Annotated in this window: 28 protein-coding genes; 15 read left to right on the top strand and 13 right to left on the bottom strand. The window is 68.5% G+C overall.

Going from position 1 to position 26,436, the window contains the following annotated elements:
* The first annotated feature begins 59 nt into the window (after positions 1-59).
* The gene (locus tag J7D54_RS10190; RefSeq protein WP_182763797.1) at positions 60-446 is read left to right on the top strand and encodes a hypothetical protein; all 387 of its coding nucleotides are present in this window, start codon (positions 60-62) and stop codon (positions 444-446) included.
* A gap of 161 nt (positions 447-607) precedes the next feature.
* On the opposite strand, the gene J7D54_RS10185 is transcribed toward J7D54_RS10190, so the two are convergent.
* Both J7D54_RS10185 and J7D54_RS10180 read right to left on the bottom strand, forming a co-directional pair.
* Positions 608-2,287, bottom strand: coding sequence for a glutamine--tRNA ligase/YqeY domain fusion protein (locus tag J7D54_RS10185; protein WP_182763796.1), 1,680 nt, complete (start codon positions 2,285-2,287; stop codon positions 608-610).
* Positions 2,288-2,311: 24 nt separating this feature from the next.
* A complete protein-coding gene (locus J7D54_RS10180) occupies positions 2,312-2,917 on the bottom strand; it encodes a DUF4112 domain-containing protein (RefSeq protein ID WP_182763795.1) in 606 nt (201 codons plus the stop codon).
* Positions 2,918-2,991: 74 nt separating this feature from the next.
* On the opposite strand from J7D54_RS10180, the gene gltX reads away from it, so the two are divergent.
* Positions 2,992-4,449 (top strand): glutamate--tRNA ligase, encoded by a 1,458-nt coding sequence (gltX, locus tag J7D54_RS10175; RefSeq protein WP_182763794.1) that lies wholly within the window; start codon positions 2,992-2,994, stop codon positions 4,447-4,449.
* Positions 4,450-4,497: 48 nt separating this feature from the next.
* Here gltX and J7D54_RS10170 read toward each other — a convergent pair whose 3' ends face one another.
* A complete protein-coding gene (locus J7D54_RS10170; RefSeq protein ID WP_182763793.1) occupies positions 4,498-6,213 on the bottom strand; it encodes an NAD-dependent malic enzyme in 1,716 nt (571 codons plus the stop codon).
* A 64-nt stretch (positions 6,214-6,277) separates the two neighbouring features.
* Here J7D54_RS10170 and J7D54_RS10165 point away from each other — a divergent pair, with 64 nt between their 5' ends.
* Positions 6,278-7,105 (top strand): uracil-DNA glycosylase, encoded by an 828-nt coding sequence (locus J7D54_RS10165; RefSeq protein ID WP_182763792.1) that lies wholly within the window; start codon positions 6,278-6,280, stop codon positions 7,103-7,105.
* A 37-nt stretch (positions 7,106-7,142) separates the two neighbouring features.
* Here J7D54_RS10165 and J7D54_RS10160 read toward each other — a convergent pair whose 3' ends face one another.
* The 8 genes from J7D54_RS10160 to J7D54_RS10125 form a co-directional block, all read right to left on the bottom strand.
* Entirely contained in the window at positions 7,143-7,688 is a 546-nt protein-coding gene (locus J7D54_RS10160) for a hypothetical protein (protein WP_182763791.1), read from the bottom strand.
* A 19-nt stretch (positions 7,689-7,707) separates the two neighbouring features.
* Entirely contained in the window at positions 7,708-8,664 is a 957-nt protein-coding gene (locus J7D54_RS10155; RefSeq protein ID WP_182763790.1) for a glutathione S-transferase family protein, read from the bottom strand.
* 106 nt (positions 8,665-8,770) lie between these two features.
* Complete coding sequence (locus J7D54_RS10150; RefSeq protein ID WP_143570921.1) at positions 8,771-9,817, bottom strand: hypothetical protein; 1,047 nt, start codon at positions 9,815-9,817, stop codon at positions 8,771-8,773.
* Between the two features lie 59 nt (positions 9,818-9,876).
* Positions 9,877-10,737, bottom strand: coding sequence for a hypothetical protein (locus J7D54_RS10145; protein WP_182763789.1), 861 nt, complete (start codon positions 10,735-10,737; stop codon positions 9,877-9,879).
* Positions 10,734-11,729, bottom strand: a complete 996-nt coding sequence (locus J7D54_RS10140; RefSeq protein WP_076060688.1) for a hypothetical protein — start codon at positions 11,727-11,729, stop codon at positions 10,734-10,736. Before J7D54_RS10140 ends, J7D54_RS10145 begins: the two co-directional genes overlap by 4 nt.
* Before the next feature lie 73 nt (positions 11,730-11,802).
* A complete protein-coding gene (locus J7D54_RS10135) occupies positions 11,803-13,554 on the bottom strand; it encodes a DEAD/DEAH box helicase (RefSeq protein WP_182763788.1) in 1,752 nt (583 codons plus the stop codon).
* A gap of 72 nt (positions 13,555-13,626) precedes the next feature.
* The gene (locus J7D54_RS10130; RefSeq protein WP_182763787.1) at positions 13,627-14,301 is read right to left on the bottom strand and encodes an exonuclease domain-containing protein; all 675 of its coding nucleotides are present in this window, start codon (positions 14,299-14,301) and stop codon (positions 13,627-13,629) included.
* Positions 14,298-16,124, bottom strand: coding sequence for a DUF294 nucleotidyltransferase-like domain-containing protein (locus tag J7D54_RS10125; protein ID WP_182763786.1), 1,827 nt, complete (start codon positions 16,122-16,124; stop codon positions 14,298-14,300). Before J7D54_RS10125 ends, J7D54_RS10130 begins: the two co-directional genes overlap by 4 nt.
* A 484-nt stretch (positions 16,125-16,608) precedes the next feature.
* Between J7D54_RS10125 and J7D54_RS10120 the strand changes: the two genes are divergently transcribed.
* The 12 genes from J7D54_RS10120 to rpsQ all read left to right on the top strand — a co-directional run bounded on the left by J7D54_RS10120 (position 16,609) and on the right by rpsQ (position 25,293).
* A complete protein-coding gene (locus J7D54_RS10120) occupies positions 16,609-19,569 on the top strand; it encodes a glycoside hydrolase family 2 TIM barrel-domain containing protein (protein ID WP_182763785.1) in 2,961 nt (986 codons plus the stop codon).
* 347 nt (positions 19,570-19,916) lie between these two features.
* Positions 19,917-20,228, top strand: a complete 312-nt coding sequence (gene rpsJ, locus J7D54_RS10115) for a 30S ribosomal protein S10 (protein ID WP_040284687.1) — start codon at positions 19,917-19,919, stop codon at positions 20,226-20,228.
* 11 nt (positions 20,229-20,239) lie between these two features.
* Positions 20,240-20,896: a 50S ribosomal protein L3 gene (gene rplC / locus J7D54_RS10110; RefSeq protein ID WP_076060674.1), complete on the top strand. Its 657-nt coding sequence runs from the start codon at positions 20,240-20,242 to the stop codon at positions 20,894-20,896.
* Entirely contained in the window at positions 20,893-21,630 is a 738-nt protein-coding gene (gene rplD / locus J7D54_RS10105) for a 50S ribosomal protein L4 (RefSeq protein ID WP_076060672.1), read from the top strand. Before rplC ends, rplD begins: the two co-directional genes overlap by 4 nt.
* Positions 21,627-21,938: a 50S ribosomal protein L23 gene (gene rplW / locus J7D54_RS10100; protein ID WP_182763784.1), complete on the top strand. Its 312-nt coding sequence runs from the start codon at positions 21,627-21,629 to the stop codon at positions 21,936-21,938. The genes rplD and rplW overlap by 4 nt, the downstream gene beginning before the upstream one ends.
* A gap of 28 nt (positions 21,939-21,966) precedes the next feature.
* A complete protein-coding gene (gene rplB / locus J7D54_RS10095) occupies positions 21,967-22,803 on the top strand; it encodes a 50S ribosomal protein L2 (protein ID WP_182763783.1) in 837 nt (278 codons plus the stop codon).
* Between the two features lie 18 nt (positions 22,804-22,821).
* Positions 22,822-23,103: a 30S ribosomal protein S19 gene (gene rpsS / locus J7D54_RS10090; protein WP_076060668.1), complete on the top strand. Its 282-nt coding sequence runs from the start codon at positions 22,822-22,824 to the stop codon at positions 23,101-23,103.
* Between the two features lie 27 nt (positions 23,104-23,130).
* Positions 23,131-23,532 carry a 50S ribosomal protein L22 gene (rplV, locus tag J7D54_RS10085; RefSeq protein ID WP_076060665.1) on the top strand — a complete coding sequence of 134 codons (402 nt, stop codon included), beginning with the start codon at positions 23,131-23,133 and terminating at the stop codon, positions 23,530-23,532.
* Between the two features lie 3 nt (positions 23,533-23,535).
* Complete coding sequence (gene rpsC / locus J7D54_RS10080) at positions 23,536-24,345, top strand: 30S ribosomal protein S3 (protein ID WP_076060663.1); 810 nt, start codon at positions 23,536-23,538, stop codon at positions 24,343-24,345.
* Positions 24,346-24,347: 2 nt separating this feature from the next.
* On the top strand, positions 24,348-24,767 hold the full coding sequence (gene rplP / locus J7D54_RS10075; RefSeq protein ID WP_076060661.1) for a 50S ribosomal protein L16: 420 nt from the start codon (positions 24,348-24,350) through the stop codon (positions 24,765-24,767).
* Positions 24,767-24,997: a 50S ribosomal protein L29 gene (gene rpmC / locus J7D54_RS10070; protein ID WP_076060659.1), complete on the top strand. Its 231-nt coding sequence runs from the start codon at positions 24,767-24,769 to the stop codon at positions 24,995-24,997. The genes rplP and rpmC overlap by 1 nt, the downstream gene beginning before the upstream one ends.
* A gap of 2 nt (positions 24,998-24,999) precedes the next feature.
* Entirely contained in the window at positions 25,000-25,293 is a 294-nt protein-coding gene (gene rpsQ, locus J7D54_RS10065; RefSeq protein ID WP_182763782.1) for a 30S ribosomal protein S17, read from the top strand.
* A 59-nt stretch (positions 25,294-25,352) separates the two neighbouring features.
* Here rpsQ and J7D54_RS10060 read toward each other — a convergent pair whose 3' ends face one another.
* Positions 25,353-25,976: a DUF6498-containing protein gene (locus J7D54_RS10060; RefSeq protein ID WP_182763781.1), complete on the bottom strand. Its 624-nt coding sequence runs from the start codon at positions 25,974-25,976 to the stop codon at positions 25,353-25,355.
* A 26-nt stretch (positions 25,977-26,002) separates the two neighbouring features.
* Entirely contained in the window at positions 26,003-26,383 is a 381-nt protein-coding gene (locus J7D54_RS10055; protein WP_076060654.1) for a phage holin family protein, read from the bottom strand.
* Positions 26,384-26,436 lie beyond the last annotated feature (53 nt).

The raw sequence follows: 26,436 nt of genomic DNA, 5'->3' as shown, positions 1-26,436 counted from the left end.
GCCGTCTTGACGCTGACGGTCAACGCCCGGGCAAGCACACGCTCAACGGCCGGCAGTGGGTGACGGCCTCTGAGGACTACTCGCAGACGGAGCGGTGCCGCACGGAGATCTGGGCCACCGTGATGGAGGACGGGCCGTTCGTCCGCGAATCGGGCTGGGCCTTCAACAACCTCACCTACTTGCCGTACATGTCGCGTCAGGCGTGGAAGGGCAACCCGCTGGGTGACCTCGGCTCGACCACCGACGGTGCGTTCACCTCTGCCGGTCGGCAGTGGAAGACCGAGTGCGACACCGCCGCCGCCAGCCGTGGCGCGTGCCGTTCCTACACGTGGACGACGGTGTACGCCGCCACCGCGAAGCCTGCGGGTGGCTACGCCTTCAGTCAGAGCAACCAGTGGGTGTTCAACAACATTGTGATGTTCGCAGGCCCCGAGAAGCGCGGCTGACTCGAACTGGTCCGCAGCTCAATAGCGGAAGGCCTCGGAGCACAAGCTCCTTGGCCTTCTTCGCGTCTTCTTGGAAACCTGCGAGTCTCCGCACCTGCGCACTGCGGGTCAGTCGTGAATGCGGGCCCAGGATTACTCCTGGGCCCGCGTCAGTACGGGTGTCAGCCGCGCTTCTGGATGGCGGCCCACTCGTCGCGGAGGCCGACGGTGCGGTGGAACAGCATGTCCTCGTCGAGGTCGGCTGCGAAGTAGCCGAGGCGTTCGAACTGGACCACTTCGCCAGGCGCCGCGTCTGCCAGCGCCTCCTCGGCCCAACCGTCGACCATCTGGCGCGAGTTCGGGTTGAGGTCGTCCAGCGCCTCGCCCGTCGCCTCGCCGGGGGCCTCGGTGGTGAACAGCCGTTCGTACAGCGCGGCCCGCACCGGCACCGCATGCTCGGCCGAGACCCAGTGCATCGTGGACTTCACCCTGCGGCCGTCGGGCGAATTGCCGCCCCTCGACGCGGGGTCGTAGGTGGCCAGCACTTCGATGACCTCGCCGTTCTCGTCCTTCACCACGTCGGTGGCGGTCACGAAGTAGGCGCCGCGCAAACGCACCTCGCGGCCGGGGGAGAGGCGGAAGTACTTCGGCGGGGGGACCTCGCGGAAGTCGTCCTGCTCGATCCACAGCTCGCCGGTGAACTCCACCTGGCGGGTGCCGTCCTCAGGGCGCTCCGGGTTGTTGGACACCTCGAAGTGCTCCACCGCCGGCTGCCCGTTGTCGTCGAGGGGCCAGTTGGTGATGCGCAGCTTCAACGGGTTGAGCACCACCATGCGGCGCTGCGCCGTGGTGTTGAGTTCGCGGCGCACGTAGGACTCGAGCGCCTCAATGGACTGACGCGAGTTCGTGCGGGTGGTGCCCACCTCGAGCATGAACTGCCGGATGGCCGCCGCCGGGTAGCCGCGGCGCCGCAGGCCGCGGAGCGTCGGCATCCGGGCGTCGTCCCAGCCGTCGACGACGCCGTCCATCACCAGCCGCGCCAGGCGGCGCTTCGAGGTGATGGTGTGCGTCAGCTCCAGGCGGGCGAACTCGTACTGGCGGGGGCCGTCCTCAACGCCGAGCTGCTCCAGGAACCAGTCGTAGAGCGGGCGGTGCGATTCGAACTCGAGCGTGCACAGCGAATGCGTGGTGCCCTCGATCGCGTCAGACTGGCCATGGGCCCAGTCGTAGTTGGGGTAGATCGGCCAGTCGTCGCCGGTGCGGTGATGGGCAACCTTGCGGATGCGGTACATCACGGGATCACGCAGCTGCATGTTCTCGTGCGACATGTCGATCTTGGCGCGCAGCACCCGCGAACCGTCGGCGTAGTGGCCGGCGCGCATCTTGCGGAGCAGCTCCAGGTTCTCCTCGACGCTGCGGTCGCGGTACGGGGAGTTGACCCCCGGCTTGCCGAAGCCGCCGCGTCCCGCGGAGATCGCGTCGCCGTCCTGGTCGTCGACGTAGGCCAGGCCCTTCTCGACGAGCTGCTCGGCCCAGTCGTAGAGCTTCTGGAAGTAATCCGACGCGTAGCGCACGTCGGCGGGCTCGTAGCCCAGCCACTCGATGTCCTCAATGATGGAGTCGACGAAGCTGGTCTCCTCGGTCTCCGGGTTGGTGTCGTCCAGACGCAGGAGGCAGATGCCGCCGAAGTCGGTGGCGACGCCGAAATCAACCACGATGGCCTTGGCGTGCCCGATGTGCAGGTAGCCGTTCGGCTCGGGTGGGAAGCGGGTCTGGACCCGGCCGCCGCGCTTGCCCTGCTCGACGTCGGCTCGCACCGCGTCGTAGATGAAGTTCGAGGGCTTGGCTGATGACTCCGTCATGACGGGTAAGTTAGCACGCTCCGGCTACCGCGCGGCGGCAAGGTCTGCGAGCCCCAGGATCAGCAGGATGGGGATGGTGATCACGACGAGCAGCAGCACCGCCACGAGTGCCCCCACCGCGATCCAGTACCGGACGGACGACTGCTTGACCAGCTCGCGGTTCTCGATGGCTCCGTTGAGGAGCTTGAGGTTCTTCTTGTTGGAGCGGTAGGCCGCGTCGAAGATGGCGCCGACGAACGGGATCATGCCGAGCAGCCAGTCGAGCAGCGAGTTGAAGGCCATGCGGCCGATGACCGGGATGGGGGCACGCAGCCGGATCGCGTCGACGAGGATGCTGCCGCCGAACACGGCTCCCACGGCGGTGCCGGCCCACGGCACGATAGAAAGCACCGGGTCCACGCCGATGCGGATCTTGGTACCGGGCACCTGGACCAGGTCGTCGAGCACGTACGAGAGGGCGCGGGTCAGCTTTGCCGGCGATTCCTTCGGCACGTTGCCCAGGTCCCGCTTCGTCCTGTCCCGGGCGGCCTTCAGCTTCGGGTCTGTGGTTGAACCGGACAGCGCCTCCTCCGCCACCTTGCGCGCGCGCTCGATGGCGCTGGCCGGCGTGGGGGGCGGTTCCTGAGTCATACGCTCCAGTGTTGCGCGAGTTGGGGGGCAAGACCAGTAGCCCCACGGGTGAGGCCCGATAGGCTGGGGCCACTATGAGCGAAACAGTGATCCCCGCCCGCACCCGCGTCGCCCCCTCGCCCACCGGAGACCCCCACGTCGGAACCGCCTTCATGGCGCTGTTCGACCTGGCCTGGGCCCGCAAGACGGGGGGACAGTTCGTCCTGCGGATCGAGGACACGGACCAGGCCCGCCTCGTGGCGGGCTCTGAGGACCAGATCTACGAGTCGCTTGCCTGGCTCGGCCTGCAGCCCGACGAGGGCCCGCACGTCGGCGGCGAGCACGGCCCCTACCGCCAGTCGGAGCGGCTGACCACCTACCGGCCGTTCGTCGAGCAGCTGGTCGAGGCCGGGCATGCCTATTACTGCTGGTGCTCGTCCGAGCGGCTCGCCGAACTGCGCCGCGAGCAGGAGCAGTCCAAGGCCTCGGTCACGGGCTACGACCGCCTGTGCCACGGGATGACCCGCGACGAGCGCGCCCAGCTGGCCGGCTTCTCCGAGACCCCCGTCGTGCGGATGCTCATCCCCGACGACGTTCCGCTGACGTTCCAGGACATCGTGCGCGGCGAGGTCAAGGCGCCCCGCCCCGACGACCAGGTGATCCTGAAGGCCGACGGTTTCCCGACCTACCACATGGCCGTCGTTGTCGACGACCACCTCATGGGCATCAACACGGTGGTGCGCGGCGAGGAATGGATCTCCTCGACGCCGAAGCACGTCCTGCTGTACCAGTGGTTGGGCTGGGAACTGCCGCAGTTCGCCCACATGCCGCTGCTGCGCAACACGGACAAGTCGAAGATCTCCAAGCGGAAGAACCCTGCCGCCCGTCTCATGTGGTTCAAGGAGGAGGGCTACCTCCCGGAGGCGGTGCGCAACTTCCTGCAGCTGCTGGGCTACGCCGGCGACGACGAGCAGGAGGTCAAGACCTTCGAGCAGTTCGTCGAGGAGTTCGACTGGGCCAAGGTGAACCCTGTCGGCCCCATCTTCGACCTGAAGAAGCTCGACTGGCTCAACGGCCACTACCTCCGTTCGTTGTCCGCCGAAGAACTGGCAGACCGGATCATGAGGTTCGAGGAGGCCAACTGGACGCCGTCGGCCGACCAGGTGGAGGTGCTGCGCAAGGCGGTGCCGATCATCCAGGAACGGCTCGTGCTGCTGAAGGACGCCCTGCCGCAGCTGGACTACCTCTTCATCGCCGACGGTGAACTCACCGTCGACGACGACGCTGCGGCCGCGTTGGCGGACAACGCCGCCGAGGTGCTGGACGCCGCCATCGCGGTGGCCGAGCAGGTGCCCTTCGACACCGATTCCATCCAGGCGGCGCTGAAGGAGCGCCTCGTTGAGGGCATGGGCATCAAGCCGAAGTTCGCCTTCGCGCCGATCCGCGTCGCGATCTCGGGCCGCCGGGTGTCGCCGCCGCTGTTCGAATCGATGGAGATCCTGGGCCGCGAGTCATCGCTCACCCGCCTGAAGGCGTTGCGCGCGACTCTCTGATCCTCCGCATTGGTCAGTGGTCCGTCCACGCCGAGGCGGGAGGAAAGGTCAGTCGAAGACCAGCTCCGGGTAGTTCGGCATCCACATGGACTCGAACACCTGCTCCACCGGGTTGGTGAGCGGCGTCCTAGCCACACCGTCGGCCTCCGCAGCCTTCGCGACGGCGATGGCCACCGTCGCGGAGACGCGCCGCAGGTCGTTGATGCTGGGCAGCAGCGACTGCCCGGGTCGCCGGGCCTCTGCCAGCGAGGCCACGGCCTCCGCCGAGGCCGCGATCATCGAGTCGGTCACCCGTTCCGCGTTGCAGACCGCGACGCCCAGGCCCAGGCCGGGGAACACCAAGGCGTTGTTCGCCTGCGCGATGGTGTAGGTCGTCTCGTCGCGGAGCACCGGCTGGAAGGGTGAGCCGGTGGCGATGAGGGCCCGGCCGTGTGTCCACTCCAACAAGTTCTCCGGGAGGGCCTCGGCGAGCGTCGTGGGGTTGGACAGCGGCAGGATGAGCGGGCGCTCCACGTGGGCGGCCATGTCGCGGATGATGTCCTCGGAGAAGGAATCAGGCTGCCCCGAGGTGCCGATCAGGACGGTGGGGTGCACGTTGCGCACGATGTCGGCCAGCTTGTAGAGACCGGGGTGGTTGAGGTCCCACTCACCCAGTTCGCCGATGCCCCTCGCGTACGGGCGCTGGAAGTCGCGGAAGCGCTGGGTGGCGTCGTCCGTGACGAGACCGCGGCTGCTGGTCACCCAGAACAGCCTGCGTGCCTCGTCCCCGGTGAGCCCCTCCTTGACGAGCAGGTCGACGAGCAGGTCGGCGATCCCGACGCCTGCCGTGCCGCCGCCGTGGATGACGAAGCGCTGCTGGCCGAGCTTCTCCCGCTTGGCCTGGACGCCCGCCAGGATCGCGCTCGCCACGACGGCCGCGGTGCCCTGGATGTCGTCGTTGAAGGTGCAGATGTCGCCGCGGTAGGCGTCCAGGAGACGGTGGGCGTTGCTGGCGCCGAAATCCTCCCAGTGGATCATGGCGTTGGGGAAGACGGTCTGGGCCGCCGCGACGAACGAGGCGACGAAGGCGTCGTAGCGCTCACCACGAACGCGCGCGTGCCGCTCGCCCAGGTACAACTCGTCGTTGAGCAGCTTGAGGTTGTCCGTGCCCACGTCGAGGACCACCGAGAGCATCCGGTCGGGGTCGATGCCCGCGGCGGCCGTGTACAGCGACTTCTTGCCGTTGCAGATCTGGATGCCGCCCACACCCTGGTCGCCGATGCCGAGGATGCCCTCGGAGTCCGTCACGATGAGGATGTCGACGTCGTCGCCGCCCAGTTCCGTGGCGCGGAGGGAGGCCTCCACCAGCTCCGGTCGGTCGATCGATAGGAAGACGCCGTCCATGGTCTGGAACCAGAAGCTGAACTCCTTGATCGCCTCGCCGATGGTGGGGGTGTAGACCACCGGCATCACCTCTTCCAGGTGTTCGCTGAGGAGCCGGTAGAACAGCACGGAATTGCGCTCCCGCAGGCCCTGGAGATACGAGAACTTCGACAGGGGGGTGGTCGCGTTCTTGAAGCGCATGTAGGAGCGGTGCAGCTGGGCCTCGAGTGGCGTCACGTGGCTGGGCAGCAGGCCGGTCAGGCCGAGCTTCTCCCGCTCATCGTGGGTGAATGCCGTGCCCCGGTTGATCCGCGGATCGCGCAGTACCGCCCCGCCGCGGGCCTTGATGCGGACGCGGGATCCGTGGCTGCCGGGGAGGGACTCGTATTGGCGCTTGGGCATACGCCCACCCTAATGGTGACGACGTTGCGGCGTGCGGCCTGCAGGACCGAACTAGAGTCGCCCCATGCACCCGTCGCCTGAGCTGCCGCACCCGATCACCGGGCAGTTGTTCGCCTCCCCGGTGCCGCCGGGCACCGGCTGGCCCGGCGACCCGGCCACGCCGTCGACGCCCGTGGCCCATACCCCCGACGATGTCGCCCGGCTGGCGCGCGGCATTGCGCCGGAGGAGTTGGACGCGCGGGTCTCGGTGTGCCGCGCCTGTCCACGCCTCGTTGAGTGGCGCGAGCTGGTGGCGGTGCAGAAGCGGGCGTCGTTCGCGGACCAGCCGTACTGGGGTCGCCCCGCTCCGGCGCTGGGGCCCACCGACGCCCCGGTCCTGATCGTCGGCTTGGCGCCGGCGGCCAACGGCGCGAACCGGACGGGGCGCAACTTCACCGGCGACCGGTCGGGGGACTGGCTCTACGCCGCGCTGTACCGGGCCGGCATGGCGACGCAGCCCACCTCGCAGCACGCCGGCGACGGGTTGGAACTGATCGGGGTGCGGATCGTGGCGACGGTGCGGTGCGCTCCGCCGCAGAACAAGCCGACCACCGAGGAGAAGCGGACCTGTGCGCCGTGGCTCGATGCGGATCTGGGGATCTCCGCCCCGCATGTGCGCTCCATCATGTGCCTGGGCGGCATCGGGTGGGACGCCACGCTGGCTGCCGTGCGGCACGCCGGGTGGGAGGTGCCGAAACCCAAACCCAGGTTCGGGCACGGGGCCCGCGCCCCGCTCCGCACTCCGGACGGGCGGGAGGTGGCGCTGGTGGGCTGCTACCACGTGAGCCAGCAGAACACGTTCACGGGCAGGCTCACCGAGGAGATGCTGGACGCGGTGCTGCGGAGCCTGTGAGCCCGCCGACCCTCCGGTGGGGCCGTGCGGGTCCGGGTCAGCGGGCGGTACCCAGCAGGTGGGGCACCTCGGTGGGCGACGGCAGGTAGTACAGCGACAGAGCGTCGAGCAGGCCGGCCACGTGGGCGACGGCCTCCTCGCGCTCCTGCTCGGTGGTCGCGCGCTCTGCCAGGCGCGCTGCCCGGATCGCGCGGTCTGCCTTGGCGCGGGAGCCGGCCGGCAGGTGCGTGAGCCCGACGGTCTCCGCGTGCGACCTCGCCGTGCGGAACGAGAACTCCACCTCCGACGCGGCGCGCTGCAGCAATTCGTCGTCGTCGCTGCCCTGCGCTTCCTCCCAGCGCCTCAGCGCCAGGTGGAACTCGCGGGTCAGCAACGCCGCGTCGTCGAACAGGGCGGCGTGTTCGATGCGGTAGATGAGGTTGGAGCGGAGTGCTGCGAACTCCTCCTTGACGGACTGCACGCGCGCCGACGGGCCGGTGGCCGCACCCGGGGCCCCGGCCCTGGATGCGACGACGGCTGCGAACCACTCGGCGAGCCGCCGGCGGCCGTCGGGACGGCGCACCGCATCGTTGCTTGTCATCACGCGTTTAAGTCTACTTGGGTCAGCCCCGGCCGTGCGGGGTGTCCCAGCCGCTCAGGTCCGGGCCCTTCGGCACGATGCCCAGGGGGTTGAGGTCCGTGTGGACGATGTAGTAGTGGTCCTTGATCTGGTCGAACTTCACGTTGTTGCCGAAGCCGGGCGTCTGGAACAGGTCGCGGGCGTAACCCCACAGGTTTGGCATCTCGCTGAGCTTGTTGCGGTTGGTCTTGAAGTGGCCGTGGTAGACAGCATCGAAGCGCACCAGGGTGGTGAAGAGGCGCACGTCGGCCTCGGTGATGTGGTCGCCCATGAGGTACCGGCGGCTGCCGAGGCGCTCCTCGAGCCAGTCCATGGCCGTCCAGAGCCCGTCGTAGGCCGCGTCGTAGGCCTCCTGTGAGCCCGCGAAGCCGCACCGGTACACGCCGTTGTTGACCTCGGTGTAGACGCGCTGCATGACCTCCTCCATCTCCTCGCGGACGTCGTCCGGCCAGAGGTTGGGGGCTCCCTCCTTGTGGAACTGCTTCCACTCGAAGTAGAGGTCCTCGGTGATCTGCGGGAAGTTGTTGGTCACCACCTCCCCGGTGGTCTCGTCCACGATGGCGGGCACGGTGATGCCGCGCGGATAGCCGGGGAAGCGCTTCTCGTAGGCCTCCTTGAGCTTGGCGATGCCCAGCACCGGGTCGACGCCGTCGGGGTCCAGGTCGAACGTCCAGGAATCCGCGTCGTGGGTGGGGCCGGGATTCCCCATCGAGATGACGTCCTCGAGGCCCAGCAGCTCCCGCACGATGATGGCGCGGTTGGCCCAGGGGCACGCGTAGGCGGCGATCAGGCGGTAGCGGTTCGGCACGACGGGGTAGTCGTCGGTGCCCTCACGGGGCTCGGCGACGATCCGGGTCTCGATGTAGCGGGTGTCGCGGCTGAATTCACGGCCCTTGGTGGAGTACACACCTGCCTTGGAATGCTCTTCGTGTTCGGTCATGAGGATAGTTTAGCATTCAACCTTAGCCCGCGTGATGATCGAGCGGGTTCGCCCAAAAACCGCCGGCCACCCTGGGCTGTCGACGGCGCAGGTCATGAGGGGCAGGTCACGCGATGGGCCCGTCAGGGTCGCCCGACCGCTCCAACATCCTGGGCACCTCACGAGGGCTCGGCAGGTAGTACAGGGCCAGCCCGCCGAGGAGGTGGCTCGCTCGGCTGAGGGCAGCCTCTCTCTCGCCTGGAGTGGCCGCGCGCTGGGAGAGTCTCGCTGCCTTGGCCGCACGGGCCGCGTCAGCACGGGCCGTGCGGGGCAGATGGCTCAGCCCCACCGTCTCCGCGTGCCGGCGTGCGGCGTGGAACGCCAGTTCTAGCCGTCGGGCCAGGGTGGCGCGTTCGTCGTCGTCGAGCAGAGCATGCTCGTCGTCCCAGCGCATCATCAGGAGCTGAAACTCCCTGGTGAGGGGGACGGAGTTGTCGAACAGGGAGGAGTTCTCGATGCGGTAGACGACGTCGGAGAGGAGTTTCCCGTATTCCGACTTGAGCTCCCGCACCCGGGGCAGCGCCGAAGGATCGGGGCGGCCGGTGATGCTCTGGGGACGGGTTGCGTTCAGCGCGCGCGACAACGCGGCGTGGGATGCCTCCGCTGACAGCACGCCGGCGCGGCTGGAGTCCTCGATGGCCGTGCGAGTGACCTGCCGTTGCTTGAGGCCCCAGGCAACAGCCCAGACCCCACCGAGCAACCCGGCGACCAGAGCGGCCCCGCCCGTTCCGGCCCCCAGCCACGCAACGGCCGAAGTGATGATGATCGGGACGAGGAGAACCGCGAGTCCCAGCGGCGTGGGGGCCCGTGGCACCCGGGACGCCCACCGCACGCCAGCGACCGCGACCGCCACCCGACCGGAGAAGTCCAGGACCCTCATGAGGGCGTCGGCCACCGTCTCGTCGGAGCCGGCGGTGGTGGTGCGCGGTAGCGCCTCACCGTCGAGGAAGGCGTAGGTCACTGCGACGTCAGTGCCCGAAGCTGCCTTCACCGAGACCGCGACCGCGTCGCCGAACCTCAGCCCGTCGGCGACCACCAGCGACGTGCCCACCAGATCCCCCAACCTGGTGCCGAGGGTTAGGGGCCGCCAGCGGTCGTCGGGGTCGCGGGGCATGCGCACAGGGTAGCTCCAGCGCGGGTCTGCTCAGGGGAGCCAGGACGGGACGGGCGGGTTCATGATCGGCCCTGCGTGAGTTGGCGCGGCACGTGCTCCGGGTCTGGCAGGTAGTAGAGCGCGAGCGAGCGCAGGATCCGCACGACCTGCCCCTGCGCGGCGGCGCGTTCGCCGTCGGTCTTCGCTCCGGCGGCCAGCCGCGCCGCGCTTGCTGCCCGGCGGGCATCCGCCTTGGCGGTGGCCGGGAGGTGGTCGATGCCCACCGTCTCGGCATGGGCGCGGGCGGTCTGGAATGCCAGCTTGAGGGTGCCCGCGAGGCGTACCACGTCGTCCTCGCTGGCCGATGTGGCGTCGAGCTCGTCCCACACGGCCAGGGCGTTGTCGAAGGACCGGGTGGTAGGGACGGCGGGATCGAAGAGCGCCGCCTGCTCGATGCGGTAGGCCACGTCCATGAGCATGCGGCCGAAGGTGGTCTTGACATCGTCGGCCATCGCCAGCGCGCCCTGCAGCCGGGCTGAGGCGGGTGGGCCGTGGCGCACCAGTTCCTTGAAGGGGAGCGCCGCGCCGTCCGGGATGGGGATCCGCGGGGCTCCGCGCAGCGGCCAGTCCGGGGCGGGCACCGCGACGATCCGACGAGGCACCAGGCCGCGCGGGATGCACACCCCCGCGACGGGCAGGTAGTCGGGCAGCAGCTCATCGCGCTGGCGGGGGAGGCCGAAGCTGGCGTGCGTTCTCACCCAGATTCGTTCGTCGCGACGACGGGGGGTCGTGGGGTCGACCCGGCGCGCGTGCGCCGGTGGCGCCGGTGGGAGGGAGATGGTCATGAGGATCGCCCTGCCGTCGGCGGCGTCCGCGAAGCAGCTCCGGCCCCAGAGATCGCTCAGGGGGATGTCCGGCTGGATCGGGGCCCAGGGGATCATCTCGGCTCGATCTGCTTGCGCTGGCCGATGAGGCTGGGCGTCGACGGGTCTACTGGCGGGAGGTAGTAGAGGGTCAGGGAGGAAAGGATGTCCGCGACCCGACGGCGGGCCGTCTCGCGCTCGCCCTCGGTGTCGCCGTGCAGGGCGGCGTGCGCCGCCCGGGCCGCGCGCCGGCCGGAGTCGCGGGCGGTCTCGGGCAGGTGATCGAGGCCGAGCTCCTCGGCGTGGCGGCGGGCGTCGTCGAACGCGGCCTCCACCTCAGTGGCGAGCGCGGCGACGTCCGGCGACATCTCGTCCCACGCCATCAGCGCCAGCTCCAGGCGTTGCGTCTGCGGCACCGCTGCGTCGAACAGTGCGGAGTTCTCGATGCGGTAGACGATGTCGCCCCGCAGGGCGCCGAGGCGCTCCTTCACCAGGTCCACGCGGCTGCGGGGGCTCAGCCGCGCAGGGTCCGCCGCGGTCTCGTCGACGGTGAGCTGGGCGTAGACCCCGGACGCGAACACCTCGCGCGACCCGTCGATGACCCGCGGCTTGATGCCCGTCTGCCAGGACTTGGGCAGCATGAGCGTGACGCCGCCGGCCATCACGTTGATGGCGGCGACCATGTACAACTCGGGCAGCTGGAGGACCATGGCCAAGACGATGACGACGCCGGTCACCGCGCCGAGGGCCTGAATGCCGCGACGCTTCGTCCGCTCCCCGAGGCCCTTCACCCTGGGCGGCAGGGCCGCGCGGTCCGGGCGCACGTGGGCCAGGCCGAGGACGGCCTCGCTGATCGTGAGGTCGGCGGGGAGGAACACCTCGTCGGGCGGATCGAGCTTCTGGTGCGCCATGTCGACGTAGGCCACGCGCACCTGCCCGTCGCGCCGGACCGTGCCGATCTGCAGGAGCGCAGTGGTGGGGGTGTTCAGGTCGCCCTTGCCGCCGATGGCGATGGTCCTGCCGGCCCAATCGCCCAGCGTCGCGCGCAGGGGGACGGCCGGCCATGACATGCACGCAAGCTTAGCGGGGGCGGGTTTCGGCACGCCCCGGCAAGTGGGTGGGCGGGGGGCGCCGGTCAACCAGTCAGCCGCGGAGCCAGGCGCGGATGGAGCGGACGCGTTCCTCCACCTCCGCCTGCGAGGCCTTGGCCAGCGGCGGGCCCCCGCACTCCCGACGGAGGTCCGCATGCACGTGGCTGTGGGGGACCCCCTTGAGCCGGGCGTACTGGCTGACCAGCGAGTTGAGTTCCTTGCGCTTCGAGGCCATGGCCCGGTGGAGCGCAACCTCCGGCTCCGCCTTGGTGTCCTCGCGTTCGCGGCGGCGCATCTGGCGGCGCTGCCGTTCCGCGAGGAGTTGGCTGACCTGGCCCGCGTCGAGCAGGCCGGGCAGGCCCAGGTAATCGGCCTCGTCCTGGCTGGTGGGCTCCACATGCATGCCGAAGGCCTGGGAATCGAAGAGGACGTGGTCGAAGGTCGCCTTGGATTCGAGCGCCTCGAACTCGCCGAACAGGTCGTCGGAGGCCGACTCCGAGCGGTTCGCGGCCTCCATGAGCGCCTCGGTCTCCGCCCAGATGTCCGTCTCGTCGGTCTTGGGGCGCCCCAGCACGTGGTCGCGCTGCTTCTCCAACGTGGCGGCGTGCGCCAAGAGCACGGGGACGGTGGGAAGGAAGACGGTGGCCACCTCGCCCTTGCGGCGTGAACGCACGAAGCGCCCCACGGCCTGCGCGAAGAACAGGGGGGTGGAGGTGGCCGTGGCGTAAACGCCGACGGCGAGCCGCGGCACGTCGACGCCCTCGGACACCATCCGGACCGCCACCATCCAGCGGTCCTCGGAGGCCGAGAAGTCGTCGATCTTGCCGCTGGCCTTGGTGTCGTCGGAGAGCACGACCGTCGGTTTGGCCCCGGTGATCTCGGTGAGCAGCCGAGCGTAGGCCCGGGCTGTGGTCTGGTTGGTGGCGATCACGAGGCCGCCCGCATCAGGCAGATGCCGCCGCACCTCGGTGAGCCGCTTGTCTGCAGCGCGCAGCACCGCGGAGATCCACTCGCCGGTGGGCGACAGCGCGGTGCGCCACGCGTGGGCGGTGAGGTCCTTGGTGGTGGGCACGCCCAGGTCGAGCTCGAGTTCGTCGCCGGACTTGGTCCGCCACCGCATGGGCCCGCCGTAATTCATGAAGATGACGGGGCGCACCACGGAATCCGCCAGCGCCTCGGCGTATCCGTAGGTGTAATCCGCCCGCGACTGCTTCACACCCGGGGCGAGCTCGTCGTAGGCCACGAACGGAATCGGGTTCTCGTCTGAGCGGAACGGGGTACCGGTCAGCGACAGGCGGCGGGCTGCGGCCTTGAAGGCGTAGACGATGGCCTCGCCCCAGCTCCTGGAGTCGCCGGCGTGGTGGATCTCGTCGAAGATCACCAACGTCTCCTGCGAGTGGCAGAGCGCCTCGTAGACGTAGGAGCGGGCGGCCACGCCGGCGTAGGTGACCGCGGAGCCGTGGAACTCGCGCGAGCGTCCCCGCTTCGAGGAGCCACCGAGCCCCGGGTCGAGCTGGATGCCGACGCGGGCCGCGGCGTCGGCCCACTGGACCTTCAGGTGCTCAGTGGGTGTCACCACGACGATCCGCCGGACCCGCCGGGTCTGCAGCAGCGTGAGGGCGACGCGCAGGGCGAAGGTGGTCTTGCCTGCGCCGGGCGTGGCGACACAGAGGAAGTCCCTCGGCTGGTCCCGCTCGTACTGGTCCAGTGCCTCCTGCTGCCAGGCGCGCAGGGACGACGCAGTGCCCCAGGCGGCGCGCTGGGGGAAGGCGGGGGAGAGGTGGTCGAGAGCCGAGGAGGACATACGGGGCCCGACTTTAACCCCCCAACCCCACCTTGCAAAGCACCCGCGTGTCCGCTTGACCCGCCGTCGGCGTCAGGAGAGGCGCAGGGCCGCGCCCAGATCCCGGAGCTGCAACTCCTGGGCCAGCGCCAGGTACAACTCAGCGCAGGCGAGGGCGTCCACGACAGCGTCATGGCCCTTGTAGCTCGGCAGTCCGGCCCTTCGGCGGAGCTTCCAGAGGCGCAGCGCGTCGCGCGGATGGTCTTCGTCCATGCCGAGCGCCCGCAGCCCGAGCCCGAGGGTGTCGACGGCGCGCAGGGTGATACTCACGTCGTAAACGCGCTTGACCGCTGCGGCGATGAACCCCACCTCGATCGTCGCGTGGTGCGCGAGCAGCACCCGCCCGGCGAGGCGGTGGAACAGCCGGTCGAGGGCCTCCTCGGTGGTCACGCCGTGCGCGAGCACCTCGTCGTCGGTGAGCTGGTGGATGATCGCGGACTGACCCACGCCCTCCCCGGGGTTGACGAGGTAGTTGGTGGCGCTGCCCATGGGGATGCGCAGGCCGTCCACGTCGACCATGCCCACCGAGATGACCTTGTCGGTGCCCGGAACCAGACCCGTGGTCTCGAAGTCCACCGCGAGGAGGGGCACCTGGTCGATGGGCGTGTCCCGCGGCGGCGGCTCGGTCTGCAGGTAGCGCCTGAGCCCGCCGTCGGGGACCTTGTCGGACAGCCCGGCGTTGCCACGCCTGAGGGACCACCACCTCATGAGATGAACTGCGTCTGGAACGCCACGTTGAGCGCCGCCTGCGCCTTGCCGACGATCACGAACGCCTCGCGCAGCGATCTGCGTTCGAAGTCGGACAGGTCCTCGGGGTTGACGTGGTTGTCGGGTTCGCTGCCGGCGGCCACCTGTCGGCCCTGGTGCTGCAGCCGGATGTAGCCGAGGAACTCGTGGGCATCGAGCAGGTTCTCCACCTCTGCGCCGTGCTCGGCAGCGGCGGCGAGCCGGGCGCGGGTGCTGACCTGCGGCAACCCCCAGCGCAACGCGTAGATCCGGGCCACGTCGACGATGGGGTTGATGCCGCCCAGCTTGATGTCGAGCCGGTCGCGGTGCTGGCCACGCTTCTCCACGACGAAACCGCGGAGGAACCCGACGGGGACCTCGGCCGCGTTGGCGTGCTTGGCCAGGTGGCCGAGGAAGCGGGTGGATTCCGGGGCGGCCCGCAGCACGCGCTGCTGGAGCGCGGTGTAGAGCGTGTGGTCGCCGTGGAGGGGCCGCATGTCGAAGAAGATGGACGAGTTCAGCACCGCTTCCGACGTCGGGGCGGCCAGCCAGTTCGAGAAGGTGCGCTGCCACTCGCGCAGCGGCATCCGCCACCGCGGGTTGGTGGCCATCGCCTCTCCCCGGCAGCGCGGGAAACCGCACTCCACCAGGGCGGCGGTGCAGTACTCGGCCAGCGCCGCGAAGTACTCGTCGTGCTCCGGTAGCGCGTCGTCGCTGAGGATGAAGGCGTGGTCCTGGTCCGAGCCCAACGCCTGCTCCTGCCGGGCCAACGAGCCGAGCGCCACCCAGGCGTAGGGCACCGGGGGCGCGCCCAGCTCGGCCTCGCCCATCTCGGCGATGCGCTGGGCCAGCGCCTCGGTGGTGCGGCTGATGATGCGCGTGATGTCCTCGGCGGTGGCGTCCTGGCGCAGCAGTCTGCCCACCAGGTTCGGGATCCTGCCCATCACCTTCACCAACCCGGCGACATCGTGCTGTCTGGCCAGGTCGCCCACCATGTACAGGGGGCTGGAGCGCTCCAGACGCATGAGGTCGCCGGAGGTCACCATCCCCAGCACCTTGTCGTCCTCGAGCACGGGGAGGTGGTGGATCTTGTGCTGGACGAGGGACAGCAGCACGTCGAGCGCCAGCGCATCCGCGCCGATCGTGAACGGGGTGTGGCTCATCACCGCAGACAAAGGGCTGTCCACCTCGATCCCGTCGGCCACCACGCGACGCAGGTCGCGGTCGGTGAGGATGCCGGCCAGGTCGCCGTCGCCGCTGGTCACGATGATGGCGCTCACGCGGTGTTCGGTCATGGCGAGGGCGGCCTGCCGGACGGTGTGGCCCAGGTCGATGGTGATGGGGGAGCGGGTGAGCATCTCGCGCACCGGCACCTGCAGCACCGGCCCACCCTCCGGCACATGGCGCGTCGCGTCACCCAGCCTGGCCTCGGTGAAGAAGCGCCTCACCTCAGGAAAGGCCACCAGTTCCCGCACCACCTCCGGGGCGAACGACCACAGCAGCGAATCCTCGATGGCCGTGAACGTGAACCGGGAGGGCCGCTCCTCGAGGATCGACGACTGGCCGAAGCAGTCGCCCTGTTCGTCATGGTCGATCAGCACACCGTTGGCGTCGATGATCTCGACGGCTCCCGACCGCACCACGAACATCGCCAGGGGCGCCTGCCCCGCCGCGAGCACCACGTCTCCGCGTCGGACGTACTGCCCCACGGCGCGGCGCGCGAAGGACTCGATCTGTTGGGCGCTCAGCAGCGACCAGGGCTCGCGGGCCGCGAGGAACTGGATGGTTTCGGCCAACTCGGACACGATGATCCCCCTTGATCAGAAGCGTCGCGCCCAGCCTAGCTTCTGCGTCGCGACGGGGGGTTCAGCCCGCTGTGCCGATTGCCCGCGCCGCAGCGGCGATGTGCGCGGGGCGATTGCGCACTTGGGTTCCGTTTGCGGAGAAGACCCGGAACCGGGTGCTTTGATGGCCCGAGTTTGCGCAGTCGGATCGATGCAGGGTCACACAGGGCGGCAAGGGCTTGCTTCACTGCCGGGTTTGTTGCCGTCCTCGGCGCCACATCCAGCACTGAAATCGGGCCTTTCCCAACGCAGGCATCCGGCACCCAAGCCTTCAGCGCTCGGCCCAGGGTCGCCCGGGCCTTTCTCTGGGCCTTGTCCGGTCGCGCCTCACAAAGTGAGCCCACACGCTGAGCATTTGTCCGCGCCTCCCGGTGTCCACTGGTCCTTCCCGAGCCGGGCACTAAGGTGGATTTGCCCCCTCCCACCCGGCACCGAGAGGTCCTGCATGTCCGAGATCACGTCGTATTCCCCCGGATCAGGCGAGCGCGTACAGCCGCGCGCGCGCATCGCGTCGACGGCGGCTGAGCTCGACCTCAGCGGCACCTGGAAGTTCCACTTCGCCGCCCGCCAGGACCTGGCGCCGGAGGGTGCCGCGGCGGTCGACTTCGACGACTCGGGCTGGGACAGCATCGCGGTGCCCTCGCACTGGGTGCTGCAGGGGCGTGAGGAGTGGGGCAGGCCGGCCTACACGAATATCAACTACCCCTTCCCGGTGGACCCGCCGTTCGTGCCCGACGAGAACCCCACCGGCGACTACCGCACCACGTTCGAGCTCGAGGAGGTCTTCGGCGAACGGGTTTACCTCCGCTTCGATGGCGTCGAGTCGCTGGCGATCGTGTCGCTGAACGGGGTAGAGGTAGGCGTCGTCCGCGGCAGCCGCCTCACCCAGGAACTCGACGTCACGCAACAGGCCCGGCCCGGCGTCAACGTGCTGCACGTGCGTGTGCACCAGTGGTCCGCAGCCAGCTACCTGGAGGACCAGGACCAGTGGTGGCTGCCGGGCATCTTCCGCCCGGTCGCCGTGCTGGCGCGTCCTGCGGCGGGGATCGACGACGTGTGGCTCCGGGCCGACTACGACCCTGCCTCCGGTCATGGCCGTCTCCTCCCCGAACTGCGGTGCGCCGACGCCGCCTACCCGATCACCGTGCGTGTCGCGGAGCTGGGGGTGGAGACCACCTTCGCCTCGGCCCGGGACGTGGCCGTCATCGAGGTGGGGGAGGTGTCCCCCTGGAGTGCCGACCGCCCCGCCCTGTACGACGCCGAGGTCACCAACGACGCCGAGACCCGCAGCCTCCGCGTCGGCTTCCGCCGCATCGAGATCGTCGGGCACGAGTGGCGCGTCAACGGCCGCAAGCTCCGGCTGCGCGGCGTCAACCGCCACGACTACGACCCGGACCACGGCCGCGTCTTCGACGAGGACGTCGTACGCGAGCAGTTCCGCCTCATGAAGAGGCACAACATCAACGCGCTGCGCACCGCGCACTACCCACCGCACCCGCGGCTGCTGGACCTGGCCGACGAGATCGGCCTGTGGGTGATCGCGGAGAACGACCTGGAGACGCACGGCTTCGAAATGGACGGGTGGGTCGACAACCCCACGGACGACCCACGGTGGCGTGCTGCACTCCTCGACCGCATCGAGCGGTTCTTCGAGCGCGACAAGAACCACCCGTCGATCATCGCCTGGTCGTTGGGCAACGAGTCCTGGACCGGCCAGAACGCCGCGGCGATGGCGTCGTGGCTCCGCCGTCGGGATCCCGAACGCCCCGTGCACTATGAGCCCGACTTCGAGGGCCGCTACACCGATGTCGTCTCTCGGATGTACCCCTCGCTCGAAGAGATGGAGGACCTGTCCGCGGGCCTCGGACACAACCGGTTCGGCTCGCCGGGGCGAGCCGCGGCGCTCGCCGCGAGGCCGATGATCCTGTGCGAATACGCGCACGCCATGGGCAACGGGGCGGGCGGGCTGGCGGATTACGAGGAACTGTTCGACAAGCTCCCGCAGTGGCACGGTGGCTTCGTCTGGGAGTGGCGCGACCACGGTCTGCGCACCCGCACCGCTGACGGGCAGGAGTTCTTCGGCTACGGCGGCGACTTCGGCGAGCCCCTCCACGACGGCTCGTTCGTGACCGACGGCATGTTGCTCTCCGACGGCACCCCCAGCCCGATGCTCGCCGAGTACGCGGCCGTCATCACACCCATCAAGCTGCACGTCACCGCGGGCGAGGTGTGGATCGAGAACCGCCGCCACGACGGCGACACAGCGGACCTGCGGTTCGTCTGGCGCGACGAACTCGACGGGCGCCAGATCGGCTCCGGCGAGCTGAAGGTAGACGCGCTTGCCCCGGGCGCCCTCGCGGTCGTCTCGTTGCCCGGCTTCGAGCCGCGCGACGGGGAACTCTGGCGCACCATCGAGGCCGTGCTGGTCGGCGACAACGGGTGGGCGGGGGAGGGCCACGTGGTGAGCCGCGGCCAGGTCCTGCTCGCCGACGCGCCGGCTACCCTGCGCCCGCTCGTCTCGGCAGATCTCCCCTCGGAGGAGGACGGCGTGCTGACGCTGGGCCCCGGGCGCTTCGACGCGCGCACCGGAGACCTCCTGTCCATCCGTGGCCACGACGTGGCGGGCCCACGCCTCGAGCTGTGGCGCGCCCCCACCGAGAACGACCGGTTGGACGGCTTCCACTCCTACTCGGAGGAGGAGCCCGCCGTCGCCCGCCATGGCGTCACGGACGGGCCCGCCTGGGAGAAGCAGTGGCGCGCCGCCGGTCTCGACAGGCTGCAGCGGCGCGTCGTCGCCGTGCGCACCGCGCCCGGGTCCGTGACCGTGCTGCACCGCTACGCCCCGGCCGCCACTCAACAGGCGGTCACCGTCGAACTGGTCTGGACGTTGGACGACCACGGCCTCCGTTTGGATGCCTCCGCCCTGCCGACGGCGGGGTGGACGGGCGCTTGGCCCCGCGTGGGCCTGCACCTCACCCTTCCAGAGGGGCTGCAGCGAGCCGAGTGGTTCGGTACCGGCCCGGCGGAGAACTATGCCGATTCCCGCGCGGCGGCCTATGTCGGCCGGTTCGACTCGGCGATCGAGGACCTCGTCGTCGACTACGCGGTCCCGCAGGAGAGCGGCCATCGCAGCGACCTGCGGGAACTGACGCTGCCGGAGCTGGGGATGTCCGTCTCCGCGGAACCGGTGGCCGGCGAACTGCCCGGCTTCACCCTGCGGGCGCACGACGTCCACCAGGTCACGGCTGCCACGCATCCCCACGAGCTGCCCCCGTCGTCGGGTACCCATCTGTACCTGGACGCCCAGCAGCAGGGCCTCGGCGGCCGGTCCTGTGGGCCCGACGTCCGGCCTGAGTACCAACTGCGTCCGCGCGCCGCGCAGTGGGCGTTGCGCTTCCACCTCTGACGCTCCGCGGGGCGTCACCGGGTCTGTGCGGGGAGCGCCGCACAGACCCGGAGCGTTTCGGACACCCCGATTTGGACGTGTCCCGGAGGCGTGCTTAAATAGTCAGGTTGCTCCGCGAGGAGTTCGGTGGCGTGTCTGCGCTGCGGGACATCTCTGGAACGGAGTCGGGCAGCTGGATCCATCACTGGGTCCGGGCGGCGCAAATCAATGAGGTTCACCCTCCTGGGAGGGCCCCTTGAGTTGAGACGAAATGGCCGACACTCCCGGCCGCGTGGTACGGAGTGACAAGGGGTTTTACCCCGCAGGAACTTGAAATTTCCAAAGGGCAAGAGAAGTTAGGAACGACTGTGGCTGGACAAAAGATCCGCATCAGGCTGCGGGCGTATGACCATGAGGTCATCGACAGCTCGGCGCGCAAAATCGTCGACACCGTGACTCGCACGGGTGCGAAGGTGGCCGGCCCGGTGCCGCTGCCGACGGAGAAGAACGTGTACTGCGTCATCCGTTCGCCCCACAAGTACAAGGACAGCCGTGAGCATTTCGAAATGCGCACGCATAAGCGTCTGATCGACATCCTCGATCCCACGCCGAAGACAGTCGATTCGCTGATGCGTCTTGACCTGCCTGCGGGTGTCGACATCGAGATCAAGCTTCCGTGAGGTCTGCTGAAATGAGTGAACGAATCGTGAAGGGCATCCTGGGCACCAAGCTCGGCATGACCCAGCTGTGGGACGAGAACAACAAGGTCGTCCCCGTGACCGTGATCCAGGCCGGCCCTTGCGTCGTGACCCAGGTTCGCACCCCCGAGGTTGACGGCTACAACGCCGTGCAGCTCGGCTTCGGCGCCATCAAGGCCAAGCACGTGACCAAGCCTGCCGCTGGCCACTTCGCCAAGGCTGATGTGACGCCCCGCAAGCATCTGCTGGAGATCCGCACCGCCGACGCGTCGGAGTTCGAGCTCGGTCAGGAACTGACCGCTGAACTCTTCGCCGACGGCGAGTTCATCGATGTCACCGGCACCACCAAGGGCAAGGGCACCGCGGGCGTCATGAAGCGCCACGGCTTCTCCGGCCTCAAGGCCTCTCACGGTGTGCACCGCAAGCACCGTGCCCCCGGCTCCATCGGTGGCTGCGCCACCCCCGGCCGTGTCTTCAAGGGCACCCGCATGATGGGCCGCATGGGCAACGCCAAGGTGACCGTGCAGAACCTGAAGATCCACGCCGTCGACGCGGAACGTGGCCTGCTCATCGTGCGCGGCGCCATTCCCGGTAACAACGGGTCCCTCGTCGTCGTCCGCACCGCAGCTAGGAAGGGTGACGCAGCATGAGCGATCTGACCATCGACGTCATGGACGCCAAGGGCAAGAAGGCCGGTAAGGCTGACCTCCCCGCCGCGCTGTTCGACGCGAACACCAACATCCCCCTGATCCACCAGGTCGTCGTGGCCCAGCTGGCCGCGGCCCGTCAGGGCACGCACGACACCAAGACCCGCGGCGAGGTTCGCGGCGGTGGCGCAAAGCCCTGGCGTCAGAAGGGCACCGGTCGTGCCCGCCACGGCTCGCGTCGCTCCCCGATCTGGACCGGCGGTGGCGTTGTCCACGGCCCCACGCCGCGCAGCTACGCCCAGCGCACCAACAAGAAGATGATTGCGGCCGCCCTCCGTGGCGCCCTGTCGGACCGCGCCCGTGACGGCGAGGTCTACGTCATCTCCGAGATCGCCGGTGACAAGCCGTCGACGAAGGTGGCACTCGCAGGCCTGACCAAGGTCGCCGGCGACATCCGCAAGGCGCTCGTCGTCCTGGACCGTTTCGAGGACAACGCCTGGCTGAGCCTGCGCAACGTCCCGTCGCTGCACCTGATCGCGGTTGACCAGCTCAACACCTACGACGTGCTGGCCAACGACAAGATCGTGTTCACCTCCGCCGCTCTCGCCGCGTTCGTCGCGGACAAGAACGAGGACTACGCGGTGGCAGAGCCCGTCGCTGAGGAAGCCGCTGTCGAAGAGGCACCCAAGGCGAAGAAGGCCAAGAAGGCCGACAACACTGAGGAGAAGGACAAGTGACGACAGCGCTGAAGATCCGTGATCACCGCGACGTCATCCTGCGTCCCGTGGTGAGCGAGAAGAGCTACAACCTGCTCGACGACGGCAAGTACACCTTTGTCGTCTCGCCCGACGCGAACAAGACCGAGATCAAGATCGCCATTGAGGCCATCTTCGGTGTCAAGGTCGTGTCCGTGAACACCCTCAACCGTCAGGGCAAGCGTCGTCGCACCCGCTACGGCACCGGAAAGCTCGCCGACACCAAGCGCGCGATCGTCACCGTTGCCGAGGGTCAGAGCATCGACATCTTCGCCGGGCCGGTTGGCTGACCGGAACTAGAGAAGGAACAGAAACTTCATGGGTATCCGTAAGTACAAGCCGACTACGCCGGGCCGTCGCGGCTCGAGTGTGTCCGATTTCGTCGAGCTCACCCGCTCCACGCCGGAGAAGTCGCTCCTCGTCGCCAAGCCGAAGACCGGTGGTCGTAACAACTCCGGTCGTATCACCACCCGTCACATCGGTGGTGGACACAAGCAGGCCTACCGCCTGATCGACTTCAAGCGCTACGACAAGGACGGCGTACCGGCCAAGGTCGCTCACATCGAGTACGACCCCAACCGCACCGCTCGCATCGCGCTGCTGCACTACGCCGACGGCGAGAAGCGCTACATCATCGCGCCGGCCGGCCTCAAGCAGGGCGTCGTCATCTCCGCTGGTGATGGCTCCGACATCAAGCCGGGCAACAACCTGGAGCTGCGTCAGATCCCCGTCGGCACCACGGTGCACGCGGTGGAGATGCGTCCGGGTGGCGGCGCCAAGCTGGGCCGTTCCGCCGGTTCCGCCATTCAGTTGGTCGCCCGTGAAGGCAAGTACGCCACGCTGCGTATGCCGTCGGGTGAAATGCGCATGGTCGACGTCCGCTGCCGCGCCACCATCGGTGCGGTCGGCAACGCCGAGCAGTCCAACATCGACTGGGGCAAGGCAGGCCGCAAGCGTTGGAAGGGCGTCCGCCCGACCGTCCGCGGTGTTGTCATGAACCCGCACGACCACCCGCACGGTGGCGGCGAAGGCCGCACGTCCGGTGGCCGTCACCCGGTTTCGCCGTGGGGCAAGCCTGAAGGCCGCACCCGCAGCAAGAACAAGGCGAGCAACCGCCTGATCGTCCGCCGTCGCAAGACCGGTAAGAAGCGCTGATAGGGAGCCTGAAGAAATATGCCACGCAGCCTGAAGAAGGGCCCCTTCGTCGACGACCACCTGCAGAAGAAGGTGGACGTTCAGAACGAAAAGGGCACCAAGAACGTCATCAAGACCTGGTCGCGCCGTTCGATGATCATTCCCGACATGCTCGGGCACACCATCGCGGTGCACGACGGCCGTAAGCACGTCCCGGTGTTCGTCACCGAGTCCATGATCGGTCACAAGCTGGGCGAGTTCGCACCGACGCGTACCTTCAGGGGTCACGTGAAGGACGACAAGAAGGCCCGTCGCCGCTGAGGCGCGAGATAAGGAACTGATTCAACAATGAGCAACGAAAACGGCAACAGCCGTCGTCGCGAGAACCTGCTCGGGGATCGTCCTGGCTCGTTCGCCATCGCGCGGCACGTCCGGATGAGCCCCACGAAGGTCCGTCGCGTCGTCAACCTGGTACGCGGCATGGACGTCAAGGACGCCCTCGTCGCCCTCAAGTTCGCCCCGCAGGCCGCTTCCGAGCCGGTCTTCAAGGTTGTGGCTTCGGCCGTGGCCAACGCGGAGTCGGCTGAGGCCCTGCGGTCTGACGACCTGTACATCTCCAAAGCATTCGTCGACGAGGGCGTCACCCTCCGACGGATCCGCCCCCGCGCCAAGGGTTCGGCCAGCCGCATCCTCAAGCGTGGATCGCATATCACCGTGGTTGTCGAACCCCGCGAGACGAAGGGAGCCTGAGTCATGGGCCAGAAGATCAACCCGCATGGCTTCCGCCTGGGCATCACCACCGACCACAAGACCCGTTGGTACAGCGACAAGCAGTACGCGGAGCTCGTGGGCGAGGATGTCAAGATCCGCGAGTTTCTGACGAAGAACCTCGAGCGCGCCGGCATCTCGTCGATCGAGATCGAGCGTCGTTCCGAGCGCGTGACCATCTTCCTGCACGCCGCACGTCCGGGCATCGTCATCGGCCGTAACGGCGCCGAGGCGGAGAAGACGCGCGCTGAGCTCGAGAAGATGACCGGCAAGCAGATCCAGCTGAACATCCTCGAGGTCAAGAACCCCGAGATCGATGCGCAGCTCGTCGCCCAGGGTGTCGCCGAACAGCTCGGCGCCCGTGTCGCCTTCCGTCGCGCCATGCGTCGTGCCCAGCAGACCGCCATGCGTGCGGGCGCCAAGGGTATCCGCATCAAGTGCTCCGGTCGTCTCGGTGGCGCTGAAATGTCCCGCTCCGAGGGTTACCGCGACGGCCAGGTGCCGCTGCACACCCTCCGCGCCGACATCGACTACGGCTTCTACGAGGCCCGCACCCAGTTCGGCCGTATCGGCGTGAAGGTGTGGATCTACAAGGGCGACGTCGCCGGCACCCGCGCCGAGCGCGCCGCTCAGAAGGCTGCCCGTCAGGCCGCCCCCGCTGGCCGTCAGCAGCGTCCGGGCCGTCGCCCGGCACGCGGCGAAGGTCGCGGTGACCGTCCCGAGCGCGGCGGTCGCCGTCGCGCCGACGCAGCCCAGGCTGAGGCTGCGCCCGCAACTGAGAACGCAGGAGCCTGAGCATGCTGATTCCTCGTCGCGTCAAGTTCCGTAAGCAGCACCACCCCAAGCGGAGTGGTGCATCCAAGGGCGGCACCAAGCTCGCCTTCGGTGACTTCGGCATTCAGGCGCTCGAACCCTCGTACCTGACCAACCGTCAGATTGAGGCCGCTCGTATCGCCATGACCCGTCACATCAAGCGTGGCGGTAAGGTCTGGATCAATGTGTACCCGGACCGCCCCCTGACCAAGAAGCCGGCCGAAACCCGCATGGGTTCCGGCAAGGGTTCCCCCGAGTGGTGGATCGCCAACATCAAGCCCGGTCGGGTCATCTTCGAACTCTCCGGTGTTACTGAAGATGTCGCCCGCGAGGCCATGCGTCTGGCCATCCACAAGCTGCCCTTCAAGGCACGCTTCATCAAGCGCGAAGCAGGTGACAACTGATGAGTAAGTCTCTCGCCGCACACGACCTGCGTGGTCTGTCGCGTGACCAGCTCAACGCCAAGGTAGTTGAGCTCAAGGAGGAACTGTTCGGTCTTCGGTTCCAGGCGGCCACCGGCCAGCTGGAGTCGAGCAGCCGGCTGCGCAACGTCCGCAAGGACATCGCCCGCATCTACACCGTGCTGCAGGAACGCAACCTCGGCATCGTGGACGAGCCCGCTGAGGAGAAGTGACCATGACTGATTCCACCATCCCCTCCGAGACCCCCGTGGTCGAGGACCGTAACCGCCGCAAGGTGCTCACCGGCATCGTCGCCTCCGACAAGATGGACAAGACCATCGTCGTCGTCGTCGAGGATCGCGTGAAGCACCCGCTGTACGGCAAGGTCATGAACAAGACCTCCCGTCTGAAGGCCCATGACGAGAACAACGAAGCCGGCATCGGCGACCGCGTCCGCGTCATGGAGACCCGCCCGTTGTCGGCGCAGAAGCGCTGGCGTCTGGTTGAGATCATCGAGCGCGCCAAGTAAGGCACCGTTCACATACGTTGGCCCGCCCCCTCACGGGGGGGCCAACGTGTTGTTCGGGGTCAGTGGGTGGGGAACTTCCAGGATGTGCCGGCGTTGGGACCGCGCCTGATGGCACGGACCTCCGCGATGGTCTTGATCACCAGAAGTGCGCTGAGCGCCAGGAGCGGGAGAGGGGGAAGCCCCGAAGGCAGTCCGTTGAGCTGCTCCTGGACCGTGCCGAACACCATGACCATCCAGCACACGATGATGGCGAAGTGCAGCATGACCACCCGGCGCACCGCGAAGCCATGGGCCTGCGACAGAGTGGTGGGGCGCTCGTCGCGCACGTACCAGGTGACGGTCTCTACGGCGTAGCGCACCACCAGCAGCACGAACGGCGCCGCGAACATGGCGAGCGTGAGTTCGACGCCGCTCCAGACGGCCAGGATGCCGCTGAACACGCCGTGGACGAAGGTGCCCAACAGGAGCCGGGTGGCGATGTTCGTCTTCGCCCTGCCGTCGCCGTCCGGCGCCCCGTTAACGCCGGCCATGCGGACGATCGCGACCAGCGTGATGATCAGGTTCTCAATCCAGAGCAGCAGGAAGATGTTGCCGGCCGGCCAGCCGAAGGCGAGTACCCCGACGAGTTGCACAGCCGAGTTGATGACCGCCAGCCCGATCGCGGGCAGATACCGTGAATTCACCGGCTCCACTATGCCGGGGAACGGGCTCAGTCCTTGTTGCGGCTGCCGAGGAGCCCGCCGAACAGGGCGCCGACGATGGCGATCACGATCGCTCCCCAGAAGGCGGGCCAGAAGCCGTCGACCTGGAATCCCAGGCCGAGGAGGCGCGCCAGCCACGAGGTGAGCATCAGCATGAGGGCGTTGATGACGAGCAGGGCGAGGCCGAGGGTCAGCACGATGAAACAGGTGCCCAGCCCCTTCACGAGTGGCGCGACGATGCCGTTGACCAGGCCGAAGACGATCGCAACTCCCAGCAGCGTGAGCACCTTGTCCGTGAGGGTGGGTGAAGACAGCGTGATTCCGGGCACCAGCCAGACCGCGATGGCGGTGGCGAGTGCGGTGACGATGAGCCTGCCGATGAACTGCATGTCTCAAGCCTGCCACGGCGCGTGGTGCGCGTCTGGAGTTCGGACCCTGATCA

The organism is Tessaracoccus sp. MC1865, assembly GCF_017815535.1.
Taxonomy (GTDB): Bacteria; Actinomycetota; Actinomycetes; order Propionibacteriales; family Propionibacteriaceae; genus Arachnia.
The sequence above is the reverse complement of the archived record's forward strand: the minus strand, read 5'-3'. Positions and strand labels throughout refer to the sequence as shown.

Bases quoted from the DNA above. Each gene is read 5' to 3' on its own strand.
- J7D54_RS10185 (WP_182763796.1), bottom strand. From the start codon at position 2,287: ATGACGGAGTCATCAGCCAAGCCCTCGAACTTCATCTACGACGCGGTG.
- J7D54_RS10180 (WP_182763795.1), bottom strand. From the start codon at position 2,917: ATGACTCAGGAACCGCCCCCCACGCCGGCCAGCGCCATCGAGCGCGCG.
- gltX (WP_182763794.1), top strand. From the start codon at position 2,992: ATGAGCGAAACAGTGATCCCCGCCCGCACCCGCGTCGCCCCCTCGCCC.
- J7D54_RS10170 (WP_182763793.1), bottom strand. From the start codon at position 6,213: ATGCCCAAGCGCCAATACGAGTCCCTCCCCGGCAGCCACGGATCCCGC.
- J7D54_RS10165 (WP_182763792.1), top strand. From the start codon at position 6,278: ATGCACCCGTCGCCTGAGCTGCCGCACCCGATCACCGGGCAGTTGTTC.
- J7D54_RS10155 (WP_182763790.1), bottom strand. From the start codon at position 8,664: ATGACCGAACACGAAGAGCATTCCAAGGCAGGTGTGTACTCCACCAAG.
- J7D54_RS10150 (WP_143570921.1), bottom strand. From the start codon at position 9,817: ATGCCCCGCGACCCCGACGACCGCTGGCGGCCCCTAACCCTCGGCACC.
- J7D54_RS10145 (WP_182763789.1), bottom strand. From the start codon at position 10,737: ATGATCCCCTGGGCCCCGATCCAGCCGGACATCCCCCTGAGCGATCTC.
- J7D54_RS10140 (WP_076060688.1), bottom strand. From the start codon at position 11,729: ATGTCATGGCCGGCCGTCCCCCTGCGCGCGACGCTGGGCGATTGGGCC.
- J7D54_RS10135 (WP_182763788.1), bottom strand. From the start codon at position 13,554: ATGTCCTCCTCGGCTCTCGACCACCTCTCCCCCGCCTTCCCCCAGCGC.
- J7D54_RS10130 (WP_182763787.1), bottom strand. From the start codon at position 14,301: ATGAGGTGGTGGTCCCTCAGGCGTGGCAACGCCGGGCTGTCCGACAAG.
- J7D54_RS10120 (WP_182763785.1), top strand. From the start codon at position 16,609: ATGTCCGAGATCACGTCGTATTCCCCCGGATCAGGCGAGCGCGTACAG.
- rplC (WP_076060674.1), top strand. From the start codon at position 20,240: ATGAGTGAACGAATCGTGAAGGGCATCCTGGGCACCAAGCTCGGCATG.
- rplD (WP_076060672.1), top strand. From the start codon at position 20,893: ATGAGCGATCTGACCATCGACGTCATGGACGCCAAGGGCAAGAAGGCC.
- rplB (WP_182763783.1), top strand. From the start codon at position 21,967: ATGGGTATCCGTAAGTACAAGCCGACTACGCCGGGCCGTCGCGGCTCG.
- rpsS (WP_076060668.1), top strand. From the start codon at position 22,822: ATGCCACGCAGCCTGAAGAAGGGCCCCTTCGTCGACGACCACCTGCAG.
- rplV (WP_076060665.1), top strand. From the start codon at position 23,131: ATGAGCAACGAAAACGGCAACAGCCGTCGTCGCGAGAACCTGCTCGGG.
- rpsC (WP_076060663.1), top strand. From the start codon at position 23,536: ATGGGCCAGAAGATCAACCCGCATGGCTTCCGCCTGGGCATCACCACC.
- rplP (WP_076060661.1), top strand. From the start codon at position 24,348: ATGCTGATTCCTCGTCGCGTCAAGTTCCGTAAGCAGCACCACCCCAAG.
- rpmC (WP_076060659.1), top strand. From the start codon at position 24,767: ATGAGTAAGTCTCTCGCCGCACACGACCTGCGTGGTCTGTCGCGTGAC.
- rpsQ (WP_182763782.1), top strand. From the start codon at position 25,000: ATGACTGATTCCACCATCCCCTCCGAGACCCCCGTGGTCGAGGACCGT.
- J7D54_RS10055 (WP_076060654.1), bottom strand. From the start codon at position 26,383: ATGCAGTTCATCGGCAGGCTCATCGTCACCGCACTCGCCACCGCCATC.